The following is a 19,009-nucleotide window of genomic DNA, read 5'->3' on the forward strand; positions in this document are numbered from 1 at the left end:
GTGTTCCGTGTTCCGTTAGCTCGCCGGCTTACCGGCCGCGTCATAGCGAGTCCAGTAGTGGTCGAGATTTTGCGCATGCAGCGCGTTGTCGAGATAGCGCGGTTCGAACCAGCTGTCGACGTCGACCGGCTGGCGGATCAGTTTCAGCTTCAGCGCATCTTGCGCGACCGACTTGTAGCGCGCGACGATAAACGGGTCGATCAGCGGCGAATTGCGGCCTTTCAGCGGCTGGTTCGCGAACTCTGCCTGCCATTCGGCGACACTCACGCCGCTTTGCGCCCACAGCTTGAAGAGCGCATCGCGATTCGCCTCGTCGGACGACCACTGCGAGCCTTTGACGAACGCGTTGACCACACGCTGCACGATGTCGGGATGAGCGTGATCGAAGTCGTCCGTGACGAGCAGATGCGATTGACGCGTGAATTGCGGGCCATCGTTCTGCGACTCGTAGATGATCTTCGCGAGACCCTGATCGCGCAGCCTGTACAGGTGATAGTCGTTAGTGGACGCGTCGATTCCTTTCGACGCCAGCGCCGCCAGCGAACTCGCCGCGTCGAGATTGATCACATGCAGATCGCGCTCGTCGAGCTGGTTCGCCGCGAGTGCGTTGTCGACCACCAGTTGCAGGTTGGTGCCGCGAAAGATCCCGACGCGACGACCTTTCAGATCTTTGACCGTATGAATGTCGGAGTCGGGCGGCACCGCGATCTTGATGCCCGCGCGAACGCCGGATTCCAGCAGGATGTGCGTCTTCAGACCATTGGCGCGTGCGAGTACCGAAGGCAAATCGCCCTGAAACGCGAAGTCGAGCGACTTGTCCGCAATCGCTTCGTTCACGGCGGGACCCGCGCCTTTAAAGAAAAGCCATTGGACCTTGATGCCGTCGGCAGCGAATTCCTTTTCGAGCCGTTGCTGCAATTGCACTGTCGCGGCGGGTGAGCCGCCAAACGTCGGGGGATCCCCCGTGCCCTGTTGAGCGACACCAATACGAATCACAGTCGGTTTGTCGGCGTGCGCGTCAAGCGCTGCGGTCGCCAACGCGGCGATCACCGCCAGAGATTTCAGTAGCTTGAAATAGCGCATGGTTCCGTTGAGGACGAGGTCGATCGGCGCATTCAGGCACGCGTTGCGATGCCGAATGCGCCGGTGAGGACGTGAAGATCAGAAGTCGAAACCAGCACCCGGCGCACCCGGTCCGCCCGCAGGCGATGCCGGAGCCGCATCTTTCGGTGCTTCGTGCACGGTGGCGTCGGTCGTGAGGAGCAGCGACGCAACGGAGGCCGCGTTCTGCAACGCCGTGCGCGTGACCTTGGTCGGATCGAGCACGCCCGATTCGACCAGATCGCCGTATTCGCCGGTCTGCGCGTTGTAGCCGAAGTTGCCGCTGCCTTGCGCGACCTTCGCGACCACCACGCTCGCTTCTTCGCCTGCATTCGTCACGATCTGACGCAACGGCTCTTCAAGCGCGCGCAGCACGATCCGGATACCGGCGTCCTGATCCGCATTCGCACCCTTGAGTCCGCTAATTGCCTGTCGCACGCGGATCAGAGCTACGCCGCCGCCCGGCACGATGCCTTCTTCAACGGCCGCGCGCGTGGCGTGCAGTGCGTCGTCGACGCGATCTTTCTTTTCCTTGACTTCGATTTCGGTCGCGCCGCCGACCTTGATCACGGCTACGCCGCCAGCCAGTTTTGCGACGCGTTCCTGCAATTTTTCGCGATCGTAGTCCGAGCTGGCTTCTTCGATCTGCGCGCGAATCTGCTTCACGCGTGCTTCGATGTTCACGCGCTCGCCTGCGCCGTCGATCACGGTCGTGTTTTCCTTGCCGACCTCAATGCGCTTGGCCTGGCCCAACTCGGCGAGCGTCGCTTTTTCCAGCGACAAGCCGGTTTCTTCCGCGATCACCTGGCCGCCGGTGAGGATCGCGATATCTTCGAGCAGTGCCTTGCGGCGGTCGCCGAAACCCGGTGCCTTGACCGCAACCGTCTTGAGAATGCCGCGAATGTTGTTGACCACCAGCGTCGCGAGCGCTTCGCCTTCGACATCTTCCGCGATGATCAGCAGCGGGCGGCCCGCTTTGGCGACCTGTTCGAGAACCGGCAGAAGATCGCGGATGTTCGAGACTTTCTTGTCGTGCAACAGCACGTAGGGATTGTCCAGAATCGCAACCTGCTTGTCCTGATCGTTGATGAAATACGGCGACAGGTAGCCACGATCGAATTGCAGTCCTTCGACCACATCGAGTTCGTCGTCGAGCGACTTGCCATCTTCAACGGTGATCACCCCTTCCTTGCCGACGCGGTCGATCGCCTCGGCAATTCGCTGGCCGATCGATTCTTCGCCGTTCGCGGAAATGGTCGCAACCTGCGCAATTTCCTTACTGGTCGTGGTCGGCTTGCTGATTTTCTTGAGTTCGCCGATGGCTGCGACGACGGCCTTGTCGATGCCGCGTTTCAGGTCGAGCGGATTCAGACCGGCGGCGACGTACTTTTGTCCCTCGCGCACGATGGCCTGCGCCAGCACCGTCGCGGTCGTCGTGCCGTCACCCGCTGCGTCGCTGGTGCGCGATGCGACTTCCTTCACCAGTTGCGCGCCGATGTTCTGCACGCGGTCCTGCAATTCGATTTCCTTTGCAACCGACACACCGTCCTTGGTCACGACGGGGGAGCCGAACGAGCGTTCCAGCACCACATTGCGACCCTTCGGACCGAGCGTCACCTTGACGGCGTTCGCGAGAATATTCACGCCTTCGACAAGTTTCGAGCGCGCGACATCGCTAAAAATGATTTCTTTTGCGGCCATGTCTGGAATTCCTTTATTGAGTGACGACAGCGACGACGTCTTCTTCGCGCAGTACCAGCAGTTCGGTGCCATCCACCTTGACGGACTGGCCCGCGTATTTGCCGAACAGCACGCGCTCGCCGACCTTCAGGTCCGGTTCGATGCGCTTGCCGTCGCTATCGCGCTTGCCCGGGCCAATCGCGATGACCTCGCCCTGGTCCGGCTTTTCAGCGGCGCTTTCGGGAATCACGATCCCCGATGAAGTTCTGGTTTCCTGATCAACGCGTTTGACGATCAGACGGTCATGCAGTGGACGTAGGCTCATAAGTCGAATTCGTTCGTTAAGGATTTGGCACTCGTCGACGGTGAGTGCTGACCGGAATCGAGTATAGAAATGCGCCGTCGCCCGTTCCAATAACGAATCCTCGGATCGTTATCTGCGATTCTTATTAACGTCGCGGACTGCCACACGAACATCGCGGTCGATGTTTCGCGCGCGCCAGCCAATCCAGAGGCGCGAATATTGATAGTTCAATTCACTGGTTTTGCGGGTGTGGGTGCATCCCTATACTGATTTGCTCGGCGGGGCCATGCGGTTGCAGTGGCTGCCCCATGATTGATCATCTGCAGATAGCCGGATTGCTTGCGGTCCGGATGCACTCAAAAAGGAATGAACGCATGCAGGACTCCCTCGATACCGAAGCGCCGCTGACGCTCGACTCGGCGTTGACTGCGCTGCCGGCGCTGGCCAGAGCGATTGGCGAAGACGCTGCGCAACGCGAGGCACGGCGCGAGCTACCGTTTGATCGATTTGCGCTGTTCCGCCAGTCGGGACTTGGCAGGCTGCGCTTTCCGGTGGAGTGGGGCGGCCTTGGCGGCTCGCTGGAGGATGTGATTCATGTCATTACGTCACTCGCGGCCGAGGAGTCCAATGTCGCGCACGCATTGCGGATTCACTACGATCTGACCGAACAATTGCTGCTATCGCCGCGCACGGCATTCAACGATACGCAAATCCAGCGCGTGCGCGAAGGTGCGATCTTCGGCGGGGCGTCGACCGAACGCGGCACGTCGCGTCCAGGTGAAATCGTCACGGCGCTGGTACGTGACGGCGATCATTTCCGCGTGACCGGCAAAAAGTATTACTCGACCGGCACTGCATTCTCCGACTATGCACGGATCAACGTGCAGGATGAAAACGACGAGAAGGTATCGATCGTGATTCCGGTGTCGCGCGAAGGTCTGAGCGTACTCGACGATTGGGACGGCATGGGGCAGCGCATGACAGCGAGCGGCAGTCTCGTTCTGGATAACGTGCAGGTCTTCGCGCATGAGGTTGCGACGCGCGGCTATACCAGTCTTGCTGGCCGTCATGGCAGCGCGTTGCGTCAACTGCATCTGGTCGCCGTGGCTGCCGGCATAGTGCGCAATATTCTCGCGGACGCGCGGCGCTATGTGACTGAACATGGCCGCCCGGTATTGCACAGTCCCGCACCGTCGGCGCGCGAAGATGGTTTCGTGCAGCAAGTGGTGGGCGATCTTGCGGCGCACAGCCTCTCGATCGACGCGCTGGTCCAGCAGAATGCGCGGGTTCTGGACCGCTCGGCGGGAGCGATCCGCAGCGGCGCAGCCGATGCCGGCGAGCTCGTGCTGGAAGGGGCGCTGGCGACCGCCAAGACGCAACTGGTGGTGAGCAAGCTGGCGCTCCATGCGGGCGAGCGGCTGTTCGAGGTTGGCGGTGCGTCGGCCACGGCGCGTGCGCATAACTTCGACCGCCACTGGCGCAATCTGCGCACCATTTTCAGTCATAACCCGCTGCTGCATAAGGCGCGAGTGATCGGCGATTACGAGCTGAACGGTGTAACCACGCATCTGACGGAAGGGCGGGTGTTTTAGGTTTTCGCCATTCGGCACGTTCAACAGCGCGGGGGCTTTCAGCGGGGGCGCCGCTTTATCAAGCTGCTTTCCAATCGGCTTGGAAAGCAGCCATTGGCGCTGTCATATTGCCCTTGCGTTCATAACGTTATGAGCTTTGCTTGGTTGCGGCCCGCTACACGCGCCGGTATTGTCGCCGGGATAAGCGTTATTCCCATCCCGATTCACATTGACCCGGCAATCTTATGGCTTCCCGCATTACGTCGATCACATCAACCGCTCCCGGCTCGATGGATTTGCGCCGTCGCACGCTGCTCAAAACAGCCGCTGCGGGCGCAGCAGCATTCGCCGCCAGTACGCTGTTACCGTCGCAGCGGGCGCACGCGCAGACCAACGGGACTGTGCTGCGAATCGGCTTTCAGAAATACGGCAATTTTGTGGTGCTGAAAGCGCAGGGCACGCTCGAAAAGCGCCTGGCGGCGCAGGGCGCGACCGTACAGTGGCTCGAATTTCCGGCCGGTCCGCAGTTGCTCGAAGGCCTGAATGCCGGTGCGGTAGATGTCGGCACAGTGGGTGAAACGCCGCCGATTTTCGCGCAGGCAGCAGGTGTCGACTTCGCGTATATCGGCAATGAGCCGCCGGCGCCGAAAGGCGAAGCCATCGTCGTGCAGCACGATTCGCCGATTCGCTCGGTGGCGGATTTGCGCGGCAAGAAGGTCGGGCTGAATCGCGGGTCGAATGTTCACTACCTGCTGGTCAAGGCATTGCAGCACGCGGGGCTCTCATACAGCGATATTCAGCCGGTCTTTCTGACGCCCGCCGACGCGCGTGCGGCATTCGTGCAGAACAGCATCGACGCATGGGTAATCTGGGATCCTTATCTGGCCGCAGCCGAACGGCAGGCCAATGCGCGCGTACTGACCACCGGTGAAGGCCTCGTGCGCAACACGCAGTATTACGTTGCGGCAAAAAAATTTGCCGACAGGCAACCACAGTTGCTCCATACGCTGCTGGCCGAACTCGATCAGGTCGATCAATGGAGTCGCACTCATATTCCGGACGTGGCGAGCCAGTTGTCGCCGCTCGTGGGTCTCGATGCGCCGACACTCGAACTCGCGTTGAACCGTGCGAGTTACGGCGTGCAGCCCATCGATGCCGCGACGCTCGCGTATCAGCAGCAGATTGCCGACACGTTTGCCGAATTGAAGCTGATTCCGAAAAAGCTCGTCGTGGCCGATGCGAAGTGGCACACGGCTTAGTGCTTTCCAGACCCGCGCTTTCTCAGGCGCGCCCGCGCCGCATTCCGGGCGCTGACCCGGCAACGCCGCACACGACGCGCCGCTGAACCGTCAACCTCTCTTCGCCGATACTCCATGAGCAAACGTAGCGGGCAGTTGCGCCTCGGCGCCTTTCTTTATCCGACCGGGCATCACATTGCAGCATGGCGGCATCCGGACGCCCAGGCCGATGCCGGACTCAATTTTCGCCACTATGTCGAGCTTGCAAAAGCGGCCGAGGCGGCGAAGTTCGATCTGGTCTTTCTCGCCGATGGGGTGGGCACGCGCGGCGACAGCGTCGACTTTCTGAGCCGCACCGCCCACAGCTATGTCGCCCAGTTCGAGCCCATTACATTGCTGTCCGCACTGGCTGCCGTGACCGAGCGCATCGGTCTGGTCGGTACCGCATCGACGAGCTTCAACGAGCCGTATCACATTGCCCGCAAGTTTGCGTCGCTGGATCATATTAGCGGCGGACGGGCGGGGTGGAATCTGGTCACGTCTTCAAACGAACATGAGGCGAAGAACTTCAATCGTGACAAGCACTTCGACCATGCCGAACGTTATGAGCGTGCCGCCGAATTTGCGGAAGTCACCGCCGGCCTCTGGGATAGCTGGGACGACGATGCGTTTGTGCGTGACAAGGCGCAAGGCCGTTTCTTCGACCCGGACCGGCGCCACGTGCTCGATCACAAAGGGCGCTTCTTCCAGGTCAAGGGACCTTTGAATGTCGCGCGTTCTCCGCAGGGGCATCCGGTGGTGGTGCAGGCGGGATCGTCGGAAGCGGGGCGTGAGTTGGCTGCGCGAACGGCGGAAGTGATTTTCACCGCCCAGCAGACGTTGGAGGATGCGGTGAATTTCTACGCCGACGTCAAGGGTCGTCTGGAAAAATACGGCCGTCATCCCGATGATCTGAAGATCATGCCCGGCGTGTTTCCAATCGTTGGCCGCAGCGAGTCCGAGGCGACAGAGAAGTTCGAAGAATTGCAGTCGCTGATCGATCCGAAGGTCGGCCTCGCGCTGGTATCCGGGCTGACCGGCGGCTTCGATCTGTCGGGCTATCCGCTCGACGGCCCGATTCCCGATTTGCCTGAAACCAATGCGAGCAAGAGTCGCCAGTTGCTGACAATCGAGCTGGCGCGGCGTGAAAATCTGACGATTCGCCAGCTTTATTTGCGGATCGCGGGCGCGCGTGGGCACTGGCAACTTGTCGGTACGGCTGAGCAGATTGTCGACGAGCTTGAAGAGCGCTTCGTGAATTACGGTGCTGATGGCTTCAATGTAATGCCGCCTGTGCTGCCGAACGGCCTGAAGGATTTCGCCGAGCTGGTGTTGCCCGAACTTCGGCGGCGAGGACTGTTTCGCGATGAATACACGGGACGCACATTGCGCGAGAACCTCGGCTTGCGGCGTCCGCAGAACCGGTATGTTGCGGATGGGAAGTAGCGGCAAGTTGCGGGCGCGCCGTTAGCGCGTCCGTGAGCGACACTCAAATGCGCGGACTTACACGCATGGACGTGTGCTTCGTCCATGCATTTGAGCGTGATCCGACCACGTCAGTTCAGCGCGATGGCAGCGGCAGCGCCCACCGGCGCGCCTTCAATCGCGACCGATTGCCGGCCATCGGGACCGACCGGCACGTCACCGACGAGCGTCGTGCGGTATAGCTGCCTGTCGAAGTCGAGATCGAAAATATCGGTCGGCGCGAGATGGGCGGTGGCGCGATTGTCCCAGAACGCGACACTGCCGGCTTCCCACTTGAAACGCACGGTGAATTCGGTCCGCGTCACATGTTCCCAGAGTAATTCGAGGAGCGCCTGGCTCTCACGGGGCGTGACATCGACGATCGATTTCAGGAAGCTCGGGCTGACGTAAAGCGCACGCTCGCCGGTTTCCGGATGGACTCTGACGAGCGGATGTTCAGTGATGAGTGCGCGTTGCTCGACCGCTTTGACGAAGGCATCCGTCCCGCTTGCGCCAGCCGGTGGCGTGAAACGGTGAATGCCGCGCAGGCCGTCGACAAACGCGCGCAGAGGCGCGGAAAGTTTCTGGTAGGCAATCACCAGATTGGTCCATTGCGTATCGCCGCCATAGGGTGGAATCGTCACACCACGCAGGATCGAAGCCCAAGGCGGATTGATCGCAGCGGTCACGTCGGTGTGCCAGCCGGTCCATGGGCGTTGCAAAGCCTGACCTTCGAAGCGCGTCGCTTTACGGTACTTCGAGATCGAATAGATCTCAGGATGTCCGTCGACGTGGCCGAAAACAGGATGTCCCAATGTCAGTTCGCCAAATTGTGCGGCGAATGCCACGTGCTGTTCGTGCGTCAAAAACTGCTCGCGGAAGAACACGACTCGCCATTTCAGCAGCGCGTCGCGAATCTGCGCGACCTGTTTCGAGTCGAGCTTCTGCGTTAGATCGACACCGTGAATCTCCGCGCCGATATGCGCCGAGAGCGGGTTGATTTCAATCTGTCTGACTGGCTGCAATGCGGCTGCGCTCATGCAAGTCTCCTGGAGAATCCGGACAATAAGGGAACGTTGTTTAGCTAACGACTCGTAGGACGTTGAATGCCCACGTTAAATTCGCCAGCGCCTGTCGCCAACCAATCATTGAAGATATGAAAATCAGCAGGAGGCGCGTGCTTTCTTGAGGGCTATTCTGGTCGTGGGCGATCGTGTTCGACCCGCTGCATTGCACATCTCATCTGTCCGGCTCCAAGTTCAGGCAGCGACAACCGGCGTCTCCATGCGCGCGTGCGGATTGACCGGCCGCTGCAAGCCGAAATGCTCACGCAGCGTGCTGCCATCATAGTCACTGCGAAACAGGCCGCGTCGACGCAGAATCGGCACCACGCCGTCGACGAAATCCTGCAGGCCGTCAGGCAGCGCGTCTGGCATCAGATTGAAGCCGTCCGCTGCGCCGCCGTTGAACCAGTGTTCGATATCGTCGGCAATCTGTTCGGGCGTGCCGACTATCACGCGATGTCCGCCGCCGCCAGCAAGAGCGCGAATCAGTTGACGCGCGGTGTACCCATGCGTACGCGCTTGCGCGAGAGTCGCGTGGAAGAACGTGTGATTACCGTTGCCGCCGCCGGGCAAAGGCAGATTGTCGGGCAGGCGTTCATCGAGTTTCAATGTATCGGCGGGTACGCCCAGCGTGCCTGCCAGCCGGGTGAGGCTGTAGCTCCACGGAATCAGGTCGATCAGTTCGTCGCGGCGGCGCAACGCGTCGGCCTCGGTTGCGCCGATGATCGTCGTGAGTCCTGGCAATACCCGAATGGCATTCGGGCCACGCCCATAAGCTGCCGCGCGTGACTTCAGATCGCGCGCATACGATGCCGACTCGTCGAATGATTGGGAAGCTGAAAACACGGCTTCTGCGTGACGCGCAGCGAGGTCCCGCCCGTCCGCCGACCCGCCGGCCTGGATCAGCACTGGATGCCCTTGCGGCGAGCGCGGCAGATTCAACGCGCCAGCAACACTGAACCATTCGCCACGATGTTCGATGGGGTGGACTTTCGACGTATCGATGAAACGTCCCGCTGTTTTGTCGCCGACAAACGCATCGTCTTCCCAGCTATTCCACAATGCCTTGACCACCGACGTGAATTCGTCCGCGCACGCATAGCGTTCGGCGTGCACCGGCACGGCGTCGCGTCCGAAGTTGCGCGCGGAACCAAGATCGGCGGTCGTCACGACATTCCAGCCGGCGCGGCCGCCGCTGACATGGTCGAGTGTCGCGAAACGGCGTGCGATGTTATACGGCTCGTTATAACTGGTCGATGCCGTGCCTATGACGCCGATATGCGAGGTGGCCGCCGCAATCGACGCGAGCAGCACGGTTGGCTCCAGCGCGGTAATCGGGCGAAAGTCGATCTGATCCGCGATCGACGCGTTGTCGGCGAGAAACACGGCGTCGAATTTCGCGGCCTCTGCGATCTGCGCGACCCGCACGTAGTGAGCGACGTCGACGAACGCGCGTGGATCGGCGTGCGCCAGTCGCCACGCCGAGGGTACGAAACCCGAGTGCAGGATGTTGACGTTCAGATGCAGGCGGCGTGGAGAAGTAGTACTCAAAATGACTCGCGAGAAGAATGAGCTGTCCGGCTTGCGCTCCGAAGGGGATCGTTCGATGTTAAGGGGCTGTTACGGGTGGTCGAAGGAAGAAATCGTGCTAACCATCCATGCAGATATGCATTGACCAGGGGCGCGCAGACGGACGCCCCAACGGCAGCATGTGTGTTGAACCGCTGCTGCTGTTATTGCGTCGAATCGCTCGTTAAAGTGGCGATGTAATCTGATCCCGTAGATAACCTAAGCTTGTTTTGTTGGTTTGCGGTCGGCTGGGAAGCGCTGAAAATCAGGCACACGGAAATGGCTCGCGCCGTTTTCCCCTACCCCTCGTGCTCCCCTAAAGGCTGATTCCATGAAGGCGCTTCTACCATCCAGCCGTCCGCTCTTCGCGAAGCGAACCCTGGCCGCTGTTGTCGCTGCCGCTGCGCTGATTCTGCAAAGCGGCTGCAAGCCGCACGACGACCAGGTCCAGACTTCTTCGGCGGCGGCCGGTCAGCCTGTGAAGCAGGAAATCACGTATTTCAAGTACCCGGACAATCCCGCTTTCGATCTGGTCTACCTCGCCGACAAGCTGGGTTATTTCGAGAACACCAGCACACGACCCCAATACGTGGGCAAGATCTCGGCGCCGCAGATCATTCCGTTGGTGGGAACCGGCGAGATCGATTTCGGCACCCGCATGGTGCCGCTCGTTATCTCAGCTATCGCGAGCGGTGCGGACATCAAGGTGATCTCTGCCGGTGGCGAGACGCTCCAGGACGCGCCGCATATGAAGTATTTCGTGCGTGCGGACTCAGGCATTCGTGGGCCGAAAGACTTCGAAGGCAAGACGGTGGCGTTCAACAGCTTCGGTGCGTGCGCGGAGTTCGTGACGAAGAAGTATCTGTCGCAACATGGCGTGGATGTGTCGAAGGTGAACTGGCTGGTCGTGCCCGATAACCAGTCGCAGCAGGCGCTCGTCACGAAGAACGTGGATGTCGCGATCATTCATCCGCCGTTTTCAGGCGCAGCCGAAGCGGATCCGCAGTTGCACAAGTTGTGGAGCGACTGGGACGAGGACCGCGGGCTCGGCGGCATGGCGCCGTATAGCGTGAATGGCGCGTTCGCGCGTGCGCATCCGCAGGCCGTCAAGGACTTTGTCAGTGCGATTGCGAAGGCGGGGAATTGGGTCAACGCGCATCCCGACGAAGCGCGCAAGCTGACCGCCGAACGTTTGGGCATCGATCCGAAACTGGTGGAACGCTATGCGTATGTGAAAGACCTGGTCGTGACCGAGCCGCCTATCCAGTACTACATCGATATTCTCGAACAGGCCGGCAAGATTCCGAAGGGCAAGGTTTCCGTCAAGGACGTCTATACGAACGAGTACAACCCGTTCGCGCCGAAACAGACGCAGGCCAGTGTCAACATCAACCCAGCGGCTGTCGCAGGTGGGAAGCATTCATGAGCGAACGCGCGCGCGTGCGGGACAAGATCGTCGCGCACGACATCTCGCTGACCTATGCGAACGAAGCGAACGGTTCTCGTCACACGGTGCTGGACCGCTTCGACCTGACAGTTCGCGACCGCGAGTTTGTCGCGGTGCTCGGTCCGAGCGGTTGCGGCAAGTCGACTTTTCTCAGCATTCTCGCGGGGCTGGTCCCGCAGACTTCAGGTAGCGTGAGCGTCGACGGCGAGCCGGTGGGCGCCGCGAGCCAGAAGCTCGGGCTGGTGTTCCAGGGCTACGCGCTGTTTCCGTGGCGGACCGTGCGCAAGAACGTCGAGACCGGCCTGGAGATTCGCGGCGTTGCCCGCGCGCAGCGGCGCAGCGAGGCGGAACGGTTCCTTCAGCTTGTCGGCCTGCTCGATTTCGCCGATCACTATCCGCATCAATTGTCGGGCGGCATGCGTCAACGCGTGGCGATTGCCCGGGTACTCGCCTACGGCCCCGAAATCCTGCTGATGGACGAGCCCTTTGGCGCGCTCGATGCGCAGACACGCGAGTCGTTGCAGCAGGAATTGCTCGGCATCTGGGAGCAGAGCGCAACCACGGTGGTGTTCGTTACCCATAGCATCGACGAGGCCATCTTTCTGGCCGATCGCGTGGCGATCATGGGACGCGGGCCGGGACGTGTCAAAGAGATTCTCGACGTCGATCTGCCGCGTCCGCGCGACGCGTCGATCCGGCATTCGCCTGCCTTCGTCGCTCTGCGGGAACGCGCGTGGGGACTGCTCAGCCGGGAATTGGGTGAGGTGCCCGCGCCATCGCGCGAACGCGGCATTGCCTATCAAACAGGAACATAGCGTGTCACAGCAAAATACCGTGTCCGACGCGGCGGTTCTCATCGCACGAGAGACGCCAGGCCAAGCTGCCAGGCGCGGCAGCCTGCGCTGGTCTGCTGTTTTCGAGCGCTCGATCGCGCTGGTGGTGTTCGTGTTGCTGTGGGAGTTGTTGCCGCGGCTTGGCATCGTCAATGCTGCGTATCTGAGTCCGCCTTCGCAGGTCGCCGTTGCCATCGCCAGGCTGTTTCAGAACGGCGCTGTGTGGGTGCATCTCGGCGCGAGCGCGTGGCGCGCCCTCAGCGGTCTGCTGGTCGCCGTGGTCGGCGGAGTGGTATGCGGCGTAGCACTCGGCTGGTTCCGGCGCGCCGAACGCATCATCGATCCGTTGTACCAGTTGCTGCGGCAGGTCTCCGCGTTCGCGCTGTTCCCGGTGTTCATGCTGTTTCTCGGGATCGGTGAATCCTCGAAAATCGCCATCATCGTGTGGGCCGCGTTCTGGCCGGTTCTGCTCAACACGATTTCGGGCGTCAAGCAGGTGGAGCGAATCTTTGTCGATTGCGCGCGTTCCATGGGGGCGTCGCAAGGATTTATTTTTGCGAAGGTCGTGTTGCCGGCGGCATTGCCGCAGATCCTCACGGGCGTGCGGCTCGCCGGCGCATACAGCATCACCGCGCTGGTCGCGGCGGAAATGATCGGCGCCCGCGCGGGTCTGGGCTTCTACACGCTCAATTCTCAGGAGACGTTCCAGATTCCCGACATGTACGCGGGCATCGTGCTGCTCGCGGTTTTCGGGCTGTTGATCAACAAGAGCCTTTCATTACTCGAACGGCGGCTGCTGCGCTGGCGTGTCGGTCTCGAACAGAATGGCTAGAGCGGGGCAGGCGATCGGCGTCGGCAACGGTCGGCGGCTACGCTGGGCGCCGCTCGCGGCCGTTGCTGCGCTGGCGTTGCTGGGCGTGTTACTGAAGCCGCTAGCAGGCGGCGCATGGCAGCAGCGGTTCGATGACGAGCGCCCGTTTGCTGCGGCGCTCGCGCGTGGCACCCTGATTGTCGCGGTGCCATCACAGCCCGCGCCCATTCTGTATGTGGGCAAGGTGGACCGCTCCGTACGCGCCCCCGAGAGTTATTCAGCGTCGCTTGCGGGGGAGTTGGGACGACGCATCGGCTTGCCGGTCAAGCTGCTATTGAGCGACCCGGCGGCTGCGCGCAAGGCGGTGCAATCCGGCCGCGCCGACGTGGCGATTGCGGGTCTTTCGTTCGCTCCAGATACGTCGATTGCGTTTGCGCCGACCGCCTACTCGTCGGGCCGTGGCGCGGCGCTCGTGTTGCGCGGTGGGAGCGTGCAAACGCAAAGTGATATGCGGGGCCGCACGGTTTGCGCATCGCGCGAAAGCCCGTTTGCCAGCCGGGCTGCCCGTCAGCTCGGCGCGATACTACAGAGCTTTGACCGTCCGCTCGACGCGTTGCTGGCATTTCAGGCCGGCGAGTGCGCAGCATTGATCGACGACGAGTATGTGATCCGCGCGCTGCTGAAGCAACCCGATTGGGCTTATTACCGGGTGTTGCCTGGCGGGTTCGAACCGACTCCCGCGTTCATCGCGGTGCGGGGCACGGACGCGGCTGGCGCTGCCTACGTCGAACGAGTGGTGGGCGACTGGCGGCGTCAACGCTGGCTGAACACGGTGCGCGAGGATCGGGCAACTCAGCTCGCCTTCGAGATGTTCAATGCGGAAAACGATCTGTATTGCCACTGAGTTGCCGTTGAGTTGCCACTGAGGTCGGGCTGGCCTGCCCGAACCCGCCGAGAAATCAAAATCTGAACCAGCTCACTTCGCACGCAGATGCGGACGAAGCGCAAGCGCCAGTGGAAAGATAGCCAACGCGGTGATCGCAGTCGCGATAGTGGCACCGTGTACGCCGATCCGGTCGCCCAGAAGACCGTAGACAACCGGAGAGAGTGCCCCCGAAGCAATGGTGCCGGTATAAAACAGCGCAAACGCCCGCTCGGTGCGTTCGACCGGAGTCAATTCGGGCACGGTCCCATAAAGGACGGACGACGTACCGTTGAGCATGGCGCCAAGCAGCGGCAGCACGATCATGGCGAGCGCGAGTGGCAGCCAGATCACAGCCAGAATCAACGCTGCCGTACCGCCTTCGGTGGCGAGCACGGTGCCGATGACGCCCACCCGGGCGCCGAGCCAGCCGCACACGAACTTGCCCGCCGCGCCACCGATGAAGACGAGCGCGAGCGCCGTGCCCATCATCGGTGGCGAGATGCCTTTCGCTTTCAGCAGAAAGGGCAGAAAGGTCAGCAAGCCCATCCGCACGGCCGTGTCGAGCACGCCGATCGTGAGTAGCAAGGGGAAGCCCGATCGCGAACCGTTGCTGCTGTGGGTCGACGCCCCCTCTGTGGAAAGCGCGGTCCTCGGTACAGACGGGAGAAAAAGGGCAATCACTGCGGCGACCAGAATGCCGATGATCGACATGGCCCAAAGCGCATGGCGCCACGGCATGACGGTAATCAGGATGGAGATCGCCGCGGGAAGGGCCGATTTTCCGAGGTCGCCCGAAAAATTGTAGACGCTGAGCGGCCCTCGGGCGTTGCGCCCATACGCGCGCGAGACGGCGCCTGACGCGAGCGGATGTTGCGTGCTCGAGCCACTACCCGAAATGGCGAGCGCAACGCACAGGCCCAGCAGAGTCCCAGACATGCCCGCGACCGCATAACCGAGCGCGGCCAGACACGTGCCGACCGCCAGCGTCGTACGCGTGCCCAAGGTCCTTGCCACCCGTCCAGCGGGCAATTGCAGCATTGCCATCGTGCCCGCATAGATGCCGCGCAAAATAGCCAGCGCGGCGTAATTGAGGCCGAAGTCCGCCTGCCAGACCGGCAGTAACGCGTAAATCATATCGGTGTAGCCGTCGTGCAGTGCGTGCGCCATGCACGAGAGCCACAACACGCGCGTGCGCGGAACAGAAGCCGCTTGATCAGCGCCGTCGGGTGCGGCCGCCGTTGGAGAGGAGAAGGAGAAAAGTCTCATGGATTGACTGAATCGAAGAACGCGCCACGCTGCGGCGACGCGCAAGCTTGTGTTGGAGGACACGCTTAGTCTAGGTTCCCGCAGCATGGACAACAACTGACGTAAAATTGAGTCAGACGGGAGAAAAAGTCACCTCATGAGCACAGATCAACGCACCGGGAAGGACGCAGAAAAGTTGCCTCCGCTGAACGCGTTGCGGCACTTTGAGGCAGTCGCCCGCCTCGGGAGTTTCGCGGCCGCGGCGAGTGATCTTCACGTCACGCACTGGGCGGTGGGCAAACAGATTCGCCTGCTCGAAGACTGGTTCGGCGTGCCGCTTTTTGAGCGGCGCGCACGCGGCGTCGTTCCTACCGACGAAGGTGCGGCTCTGCTCAACGATGTCAAAGGGGCATTTGCGCGTCTGAGCGGCTCGGTGGCCCGGCTGCGTCATGAATCCATTACGCGTCGTGTAACAGGGGTCGTGCGCGTGAATACGCTGGCGAGCTTTGCGTTGTGCTGGCTGATACCGCGACTGACCGATTTCCAGGCGCGCTATCCGGACATCGATGTGCGGCTCTCCACAAGCTCACGCAGGCTGCGCTATGTCGGCGATGCATTCGACGTCGGCGTGCGTTCGGGACCGGAGGATGCAACCGGCGTCATATCCACAACGCTGATGCCCGACGTGCGGCTGCCTGCGTGTAGTCCCGGCGTGCTGCAAAGCCTGCCGATCAGCACGGTCGACGATTTGCGGCATCACACGCTGCTTCATTCCACCAGTACTCGCACAGCCTGGGCCGAATGGTTACGGGAGGCTGGCGCGCCCGGCCTGAAGTGCGCGCGTCATCTCGACTTCGATCATGTGTTTCTCCAATTGGGTGCCGCTGCTGAAGGCCTTGGCGTGACGTTGGCGTCGCTGCCGCTCATTGAGCGCGAGATCGCGACCGGGCGTCTCGTCTGTCCGATCTCGGCGCCTGCGTGGCGCGGGCCCGACTACACGCTGGTGGTGAATCGCGATCGCGCGGACGATGACGCGGTCATCGCATTCAAGGAGTGGATCGTGGCGAGCGCGGCGCACACTCACCCGGAGCGGGCTCGCAGCAAGCCTGAACGCAAAGCTCGTCAAACGACACCCCGTACGAAACGGTCGTTGCGCTAGACCCGTCCGCTTCAATCGCTATCGCACCGAAACCCGAACGCATGCTGCCAATGCCGGTGCCTCGCCAGGCCATGCGTCGGGCAGGCACGCCTCACAGGCTTGCCTGCCCGGCCCGTCAGACATCAAAGCGATAAAGCCGATACGCGTGGGGCGCCTGCAGCGACAGGTAGCCATGCACGGCATTGCGCAACACACGCTGCAGCGCGACGGGATCGATATCGACCGCGCGCGTGATCAGCGCCTGTGAAACCAGCCCATAGGCAATCGAGTGCGCCGCGAACGCGGCCTCGTGGATGGGTGCGCCGTCTGGCCACCCCGGCCCGGTTGCAAGCAACTCGGACCACATTTGAACGAACTCCGCATAGAGCTTGCGAAACGCCTCGATCCTGGAAACGCGCCGTTCTAGCAGAAAAAGCGCGGACCATTGTTCGGCTTCCAGCAGCGGGGCCTCCGTTTGCGCGGCCAGCAATGCATCGACTCTTTCCGGCAGTGGCGCGCCGCTCGATTTCATCAACGACGCCCGCATGGCGGCGGCAATCTCCTTGATCCGCAAATGAATGCAAATCGCCGCGAGTGTCTCTTTGCTGGAGAAGTATTCGTAGAAACTGCCAGCGCCGACGCCGGCTACCGAAATGACCTCGCGGATCGACACTTTGTCGTAACCCTTTTCGACCAGTAACTGGATGAACGCCTGTTGAATAGCGTCTGCCGTGGCCCGTGCTCGCGACTGTGAGGGTCTTCTACGCCGGGTTGGCGCGCTTGCTGGATGCTTCATCTTGGCCAAACCCGAACACCTGGCATGAACGACATCTTTATACTTTTTCCCAGATAAGCGAGTCCCACGGCAGTCAGCGAAGTGTGCTGACGGAACACCGCATTGGGACATACAGACAAGGAGACGCTGCGATGGATTGGACTACCCACGAGGTCACGAATGTCGTGACGGAGTTGCAGAATTATAACGTCTACGCTACGGACGCCGCGCTGCAGGAAGCCGTACAGCGCGCGGGTGCCGGGCAGCACCACGACGAACTGATGCGCTATGGATCCCTGCTCGGCCGCGAGGAAACCTTGCGGATGGCGCGAGATGCCAACTATTTCAAACCCGAACTCCGTACCTTCGACCGGCAAGGCCGACGCATAGATCGAGTCGAGTTCCATCCCGCCTGGCACGGCATGATGAAGATGGCACGTGAACAGAATCTCGTCTCGCAGCCGTTTTCGGATTCGCGCCCGGGCGCGTGGGCGGCCTATGCTGCCGGATTTTCAATGCACGGTCAGATCGAAGCCGGTTCGCAATGCCCGAACTCGATGACCTTTGCCTGTATTCCGGTCCTTCAGAAGGAGCCGGTGCTATTCGATCAGCTCGCGCCGAAGCTTTACTCGCGCAGTTACGATCCGCGAGATATTCCGCTCGCAGAGAAGGACTCGATTCTGATCGGCATGGGGATGACCGAGAAGCAGGGCGGTTCGGATGTGCGCACCAACACCACACGCGCCATTCCCCTGGGCGCCGGCGGGCGCGGTGGCGAGTATGAGATCGTCGGCCACAAGTGGTTCTTTTCCGCGCCGATGTGCGACGCTCACCTGGTGCTGGCACGCACCACGAACGGCGTTTCCTGTTTCTTCGTTCCGCGCTTCCGCCCCGACGGCCGCAAGAACGCGGTCCACATTCAGCGGCTGAAAGACAAGGTCGGCAACCGCTCCAACGCCAGCAGCGAAGTGGAGTTTCTGGGCGCATGGGGGCAAATGGTCGGTGAGGAAGGCCGCGGCATTCCGACCATCATCGAAATGGCGGCCCATACCCGCCTGAATTGCGTGATGGGCAGCACCGGCACCATTCGTCAGGCGCTCGTGCAGGCCATTCATTACGCCCGCCATCGCGAAGCATTCGGCAAGCCGCTGGCCGCGCAGCCGCTCATGACCAACGTGCTGGCGGATATGGCGCTGGAAAGCGAGGCCGCGACCCATCTGATGATGCGGCTCACCGAGGCGTTCGCAGCCGTGGATGCAACGCCGCTGCAGCAGGCCTATAAGCGGATCGTGACGCCTGCCGCCAAATTCTGGATTGCCAAACGCAGCATCGAATTGTCGGCCGAAGCGATGGAAGTGTTCGGCGGCAATGGCTATATCGACGACAGTCCGATGGGACGGCTTTATCGCGAAGCACCGGTGATTTCCATCTGGGAAGGATCGGGCAACGTGATGGCGCTCGACGTGATCCGCGCGATTGGCCGCGAACCGGCGGCGATGAGCGCGTTGCTCGATGAGCTTGGGTCAAGCTGCCGGCAGGACCCCACGCTGCGGCAGCATGCCGAAACGCTGACGGCGCTGCTGCGGGCGGACGCACTGACGCTGGAGCGTTCTGCGCGCCGGGTCGCGCAAACCCTGATCCTTCTCGTGCAGGCGAAGCTCCTCCTCGAGCATGCGCCAGGGGCGGTATCCGACGGGTTCGTCGCCAGTCGCTTCGATGCACAATGGGGCCGGGTTTTCGGCACGCTTGCGCCCGACCTTTCTCATGCGGCGATCGTCGATCGGGCTTGGCCCGTGTGAACCTGC

16 protein-coding genes are annotated in these 19,009 nt (G+C 61.7%); 9 read left to right on the forward strand and 7 right to left on the reverse strand.

The annotated features are described in order from the left end of the window. Positions 1-15: 15 nt before the first annotated feature. From LMG28727_RS27815 to LMG28727_RS27825, 3 genes are all read right to left on the reverse strand, one after another. The gene (locus LMG28727_RS27815; protein ID WP_201645534.1) at positions 16-1,083 is read right to left on the reverse strand and encodes an ABC transporter substrate-binding protein; all 1,068 of its coding nucleotides are present in this window, start codon (positions 1,081-1,083) and stop codon (positions 16-18) included. Positions 1,084-1,161: 78 nt separating this feature from the next. Continuing rightward, positions 1,162-2,802 carry a chaperonin GroEL gene (groL, locus tag LMG28727_RS27820; RefSeq protein WP_201645535.1) on the reverse strand — a complete coding sequence of 547 codons (1,641 nt, stop codon included), beginning with the start codon at positions 2,800-2,802 and terminating at the stop codon, positions 1,162-1,164. Between the two features lie 13 nt (positions 2,803-2,815). Continuing rightward, entirely contained in the window at positions 2,816-3,106 is a 291-nt protein-coding gene (locus LMG28727_RS27825) for a co-chaperone GroES (protein WP_201645536.1), read from the reverse strand. Between the two features lie 353 nt (positions 3,107-3,459). On the opposite strand from LMG28727_RS27825, the gene LMG28727_RS27830 reads away from it, so the two are divergent. The 3 genes from LMG28727_RS27830 (at position 3,460) to LMG28727_RS27840 (ending at position 7,379) form a co-directional block, all read left to right on the forward strand. After that, positions 3,460-4,677, forward strand: coding sequence for an acyl-CoA dehydrogenase family protein (locus tag LMG28727_RS27830; RefSeq protein WP_201645537.1), 1,218 nt, complete (start codon positions 3,460-3,462; stop codon positions 4,675-4,677). A gap of 224 nt (positions 4,678-4,901) precedes the next feature. Next, entirely contained in the window at positions 4,902-5,915 is a 1,014-nt protein-coding gene (locus tag LMG28727_RS27835; RefSeq protein ID WP_201645538.1) for a sulfonate ABC transporter substrate-binding protein, read from the forward strand. 114 nt (positions 5,916-6,029) lie between these two features. Then, on the forward strand, positions 6,030-7,379 hold the full coding sequence (locus LMG28727_RS27840; protein WP_201645539.1) for an LLM class flavin-dependent oxidoreductase: 1,350 nt from the start codon (positions 6,030-6,032) through the stop codon (positions 7,377-7,379). 110 nt (positions 7,380-7,489) lie between these two features. Here LMG28727_RS27840 and LMG28727_RS27845 read toward each other — a convergent pair whose 3' ends face one another. Together LMG28727_RS27845 and LMG28727_RS27850 are read right to left on the reverse strand one after the other, a co-directional pair. Then, positions 7,490-8,437 (reverse strand): TauD/TfdA dioxygenase family protein, encoded by a 948-nt coding sequence (locus tag LMG28727_RS27845; RefSeq protein WP_201645540.1) that lies wholly within the window; start codon positions 8,435-8,437, stop codon positions 7,490-7,492. Positions 8,438-8,656: 219 nt separating this feature from the next. After that, the gene (locus LMG28727_RS27850; protein WP_201645541.1) at positions 8,657-10,012 is read right to left on the reverse strand and encodes an LLM class flavin-dependent oxidoreductase; all 1,356 of its coding nucleotides are present in this window, start codon (positions 10,010-10,012) and stop codon (positions 8,657-8,659) included. A gap of 349 nt (positions 10,013-10,361) precedes the next feature. Between LMG28727_RS27850 and LMG28727_RS27855 the strand changes: the two genes are divergently transcribed. From LMG28727_RS27855 to LMG28727_RS27870, 4 genes are read left to right on the forward strand one after another with little or no spacing between them, the layout of a single operon-like run. Continuing rightward, on the forward strand, positions 10,362-11,456 hold the full coding sequence (locus LMG28727_RS27855; RefSeq protein ID WP_201645542.1) for an ABC transporter substrate-binding protein: 1,095 nt from the start codon (positions 10,362-10,364) through the stop codon (positions 11,454-11,456). Next, positions 11,453-12,292, forward strand: coding sequence for an ABC transporter ATP-binding protein (locus LMG28727_RS27860; protein ID WP_201645543.1), 840 nt, complete (start codon positions 11,453-11,455; stop codon positions 12,290-12,292). The genes LMG28727_RS27855 and LMG28727_RS27860 overlap by 4 nt, the downstream gene beginning before the upstream one ends. A 40-nt stretch (positions 12,293-12,332) precedes the next feature. Beyond that, a complete protein-coding gene (locus LMG28727_RS27865; RefSeq protein WP_201645605.1) occupies positions 12,333-13,142 on the forward strand; it encodes an ABC transporter permease in 810 nt (269 codons plus the stop codon). Continuing rightward, complete coding sequence (locus LMG28727_RS27870) at positions 13,135-14,025, forward strand: type 2 periplasmic-binding domain-containing protein (RefSeq protein ID WP_201645544.1); 891 nt, start codon at positions 13,135-13,137, stop codon at positions 14,023-14,025. The genes LMG28727_RS27865 and LMG28727_RS27870 overlap by 8 nt, the downstream gene beginning before the upstream one ends. Positions 14,026-14,097: 72 nt before the next feature. On the opposite strand, the gene LMG28727_RS27875 is transcribed toward LMG28727_RS27870, so the two are convergent. After that, positions 14,098-15,312 (reverse strand): MFS transporter, encoded by a 1,215-nt coding sequence (locus LMG28727_RS27875; protein ID WP_201645545.1) that lies wholly within the window; start codon positions 15,310-15,312, stop codon positions 14,098-14,100. Between the two features lie 136 nt (positions 15,313-15,448). Here LMG28727_RS27875 and LMG28727_RS27880 point away from each other — a divergent pair, with 136 nt between their 5' ends. Then, positions 15,449-16,450: a LysR substrate-binding domain-containing protein gene (locus LMG28727_RS27880; RefSeq protein ID WP_201645546.1), complete on the forward strand. Its 1,002-nt coding sequence runs from the start codon at positions 15,449-15,451 to the stop codon at positions 16,448-16,450. Between the two features lie 115 nt (positions 16,451-16,565). On the opposite strand, the gene LMG28727_RS27885 is transcribed toward LMG28727_RS27880, so the two are convergent. Next, the gene (locus tag LMG28727_RS27885; protein ID WP_201645547.1) at positions 16,566-17,225 is read right to left on the reverse strand and encodes a TetR/AcrR family transcriptional regulator; all 660 of its coding nucleotides are present in this window, start codon (positions 17,223-17,225) and stop codon (positions 16,566-16,568) included. Positions 17,226-17,356: 131 nt separating this feature from the next. Here LMG28727_RS27885 and LMG28727_RS27890 point away from each other — a divergent pair, with 131 nt between their 5' ends. Then, positions 17,357-19,003: an acyl-CoA dehydrogenase family protein gene (locus tag LMG28727_RS27890; protein WP_201645606.1), complete on the forward strand. Its 1,647-nt coding sequence runs from the start codon at positions 17,357-17,359 to the stop codon at positions 19,001-19,003. Positions 19,004-19,009 lie beyond the last annotated feature (6 nt).

This window comes from Paraburkholderia metrosideri (assembly GCF_904848625.1).
GTDB lineage: Bacteria > Pseudomonadota > Gammaproteobacteria > Burkholderiales > Burkholderiaceae > Paraburkholderia > Paraburkholderia metrosideri.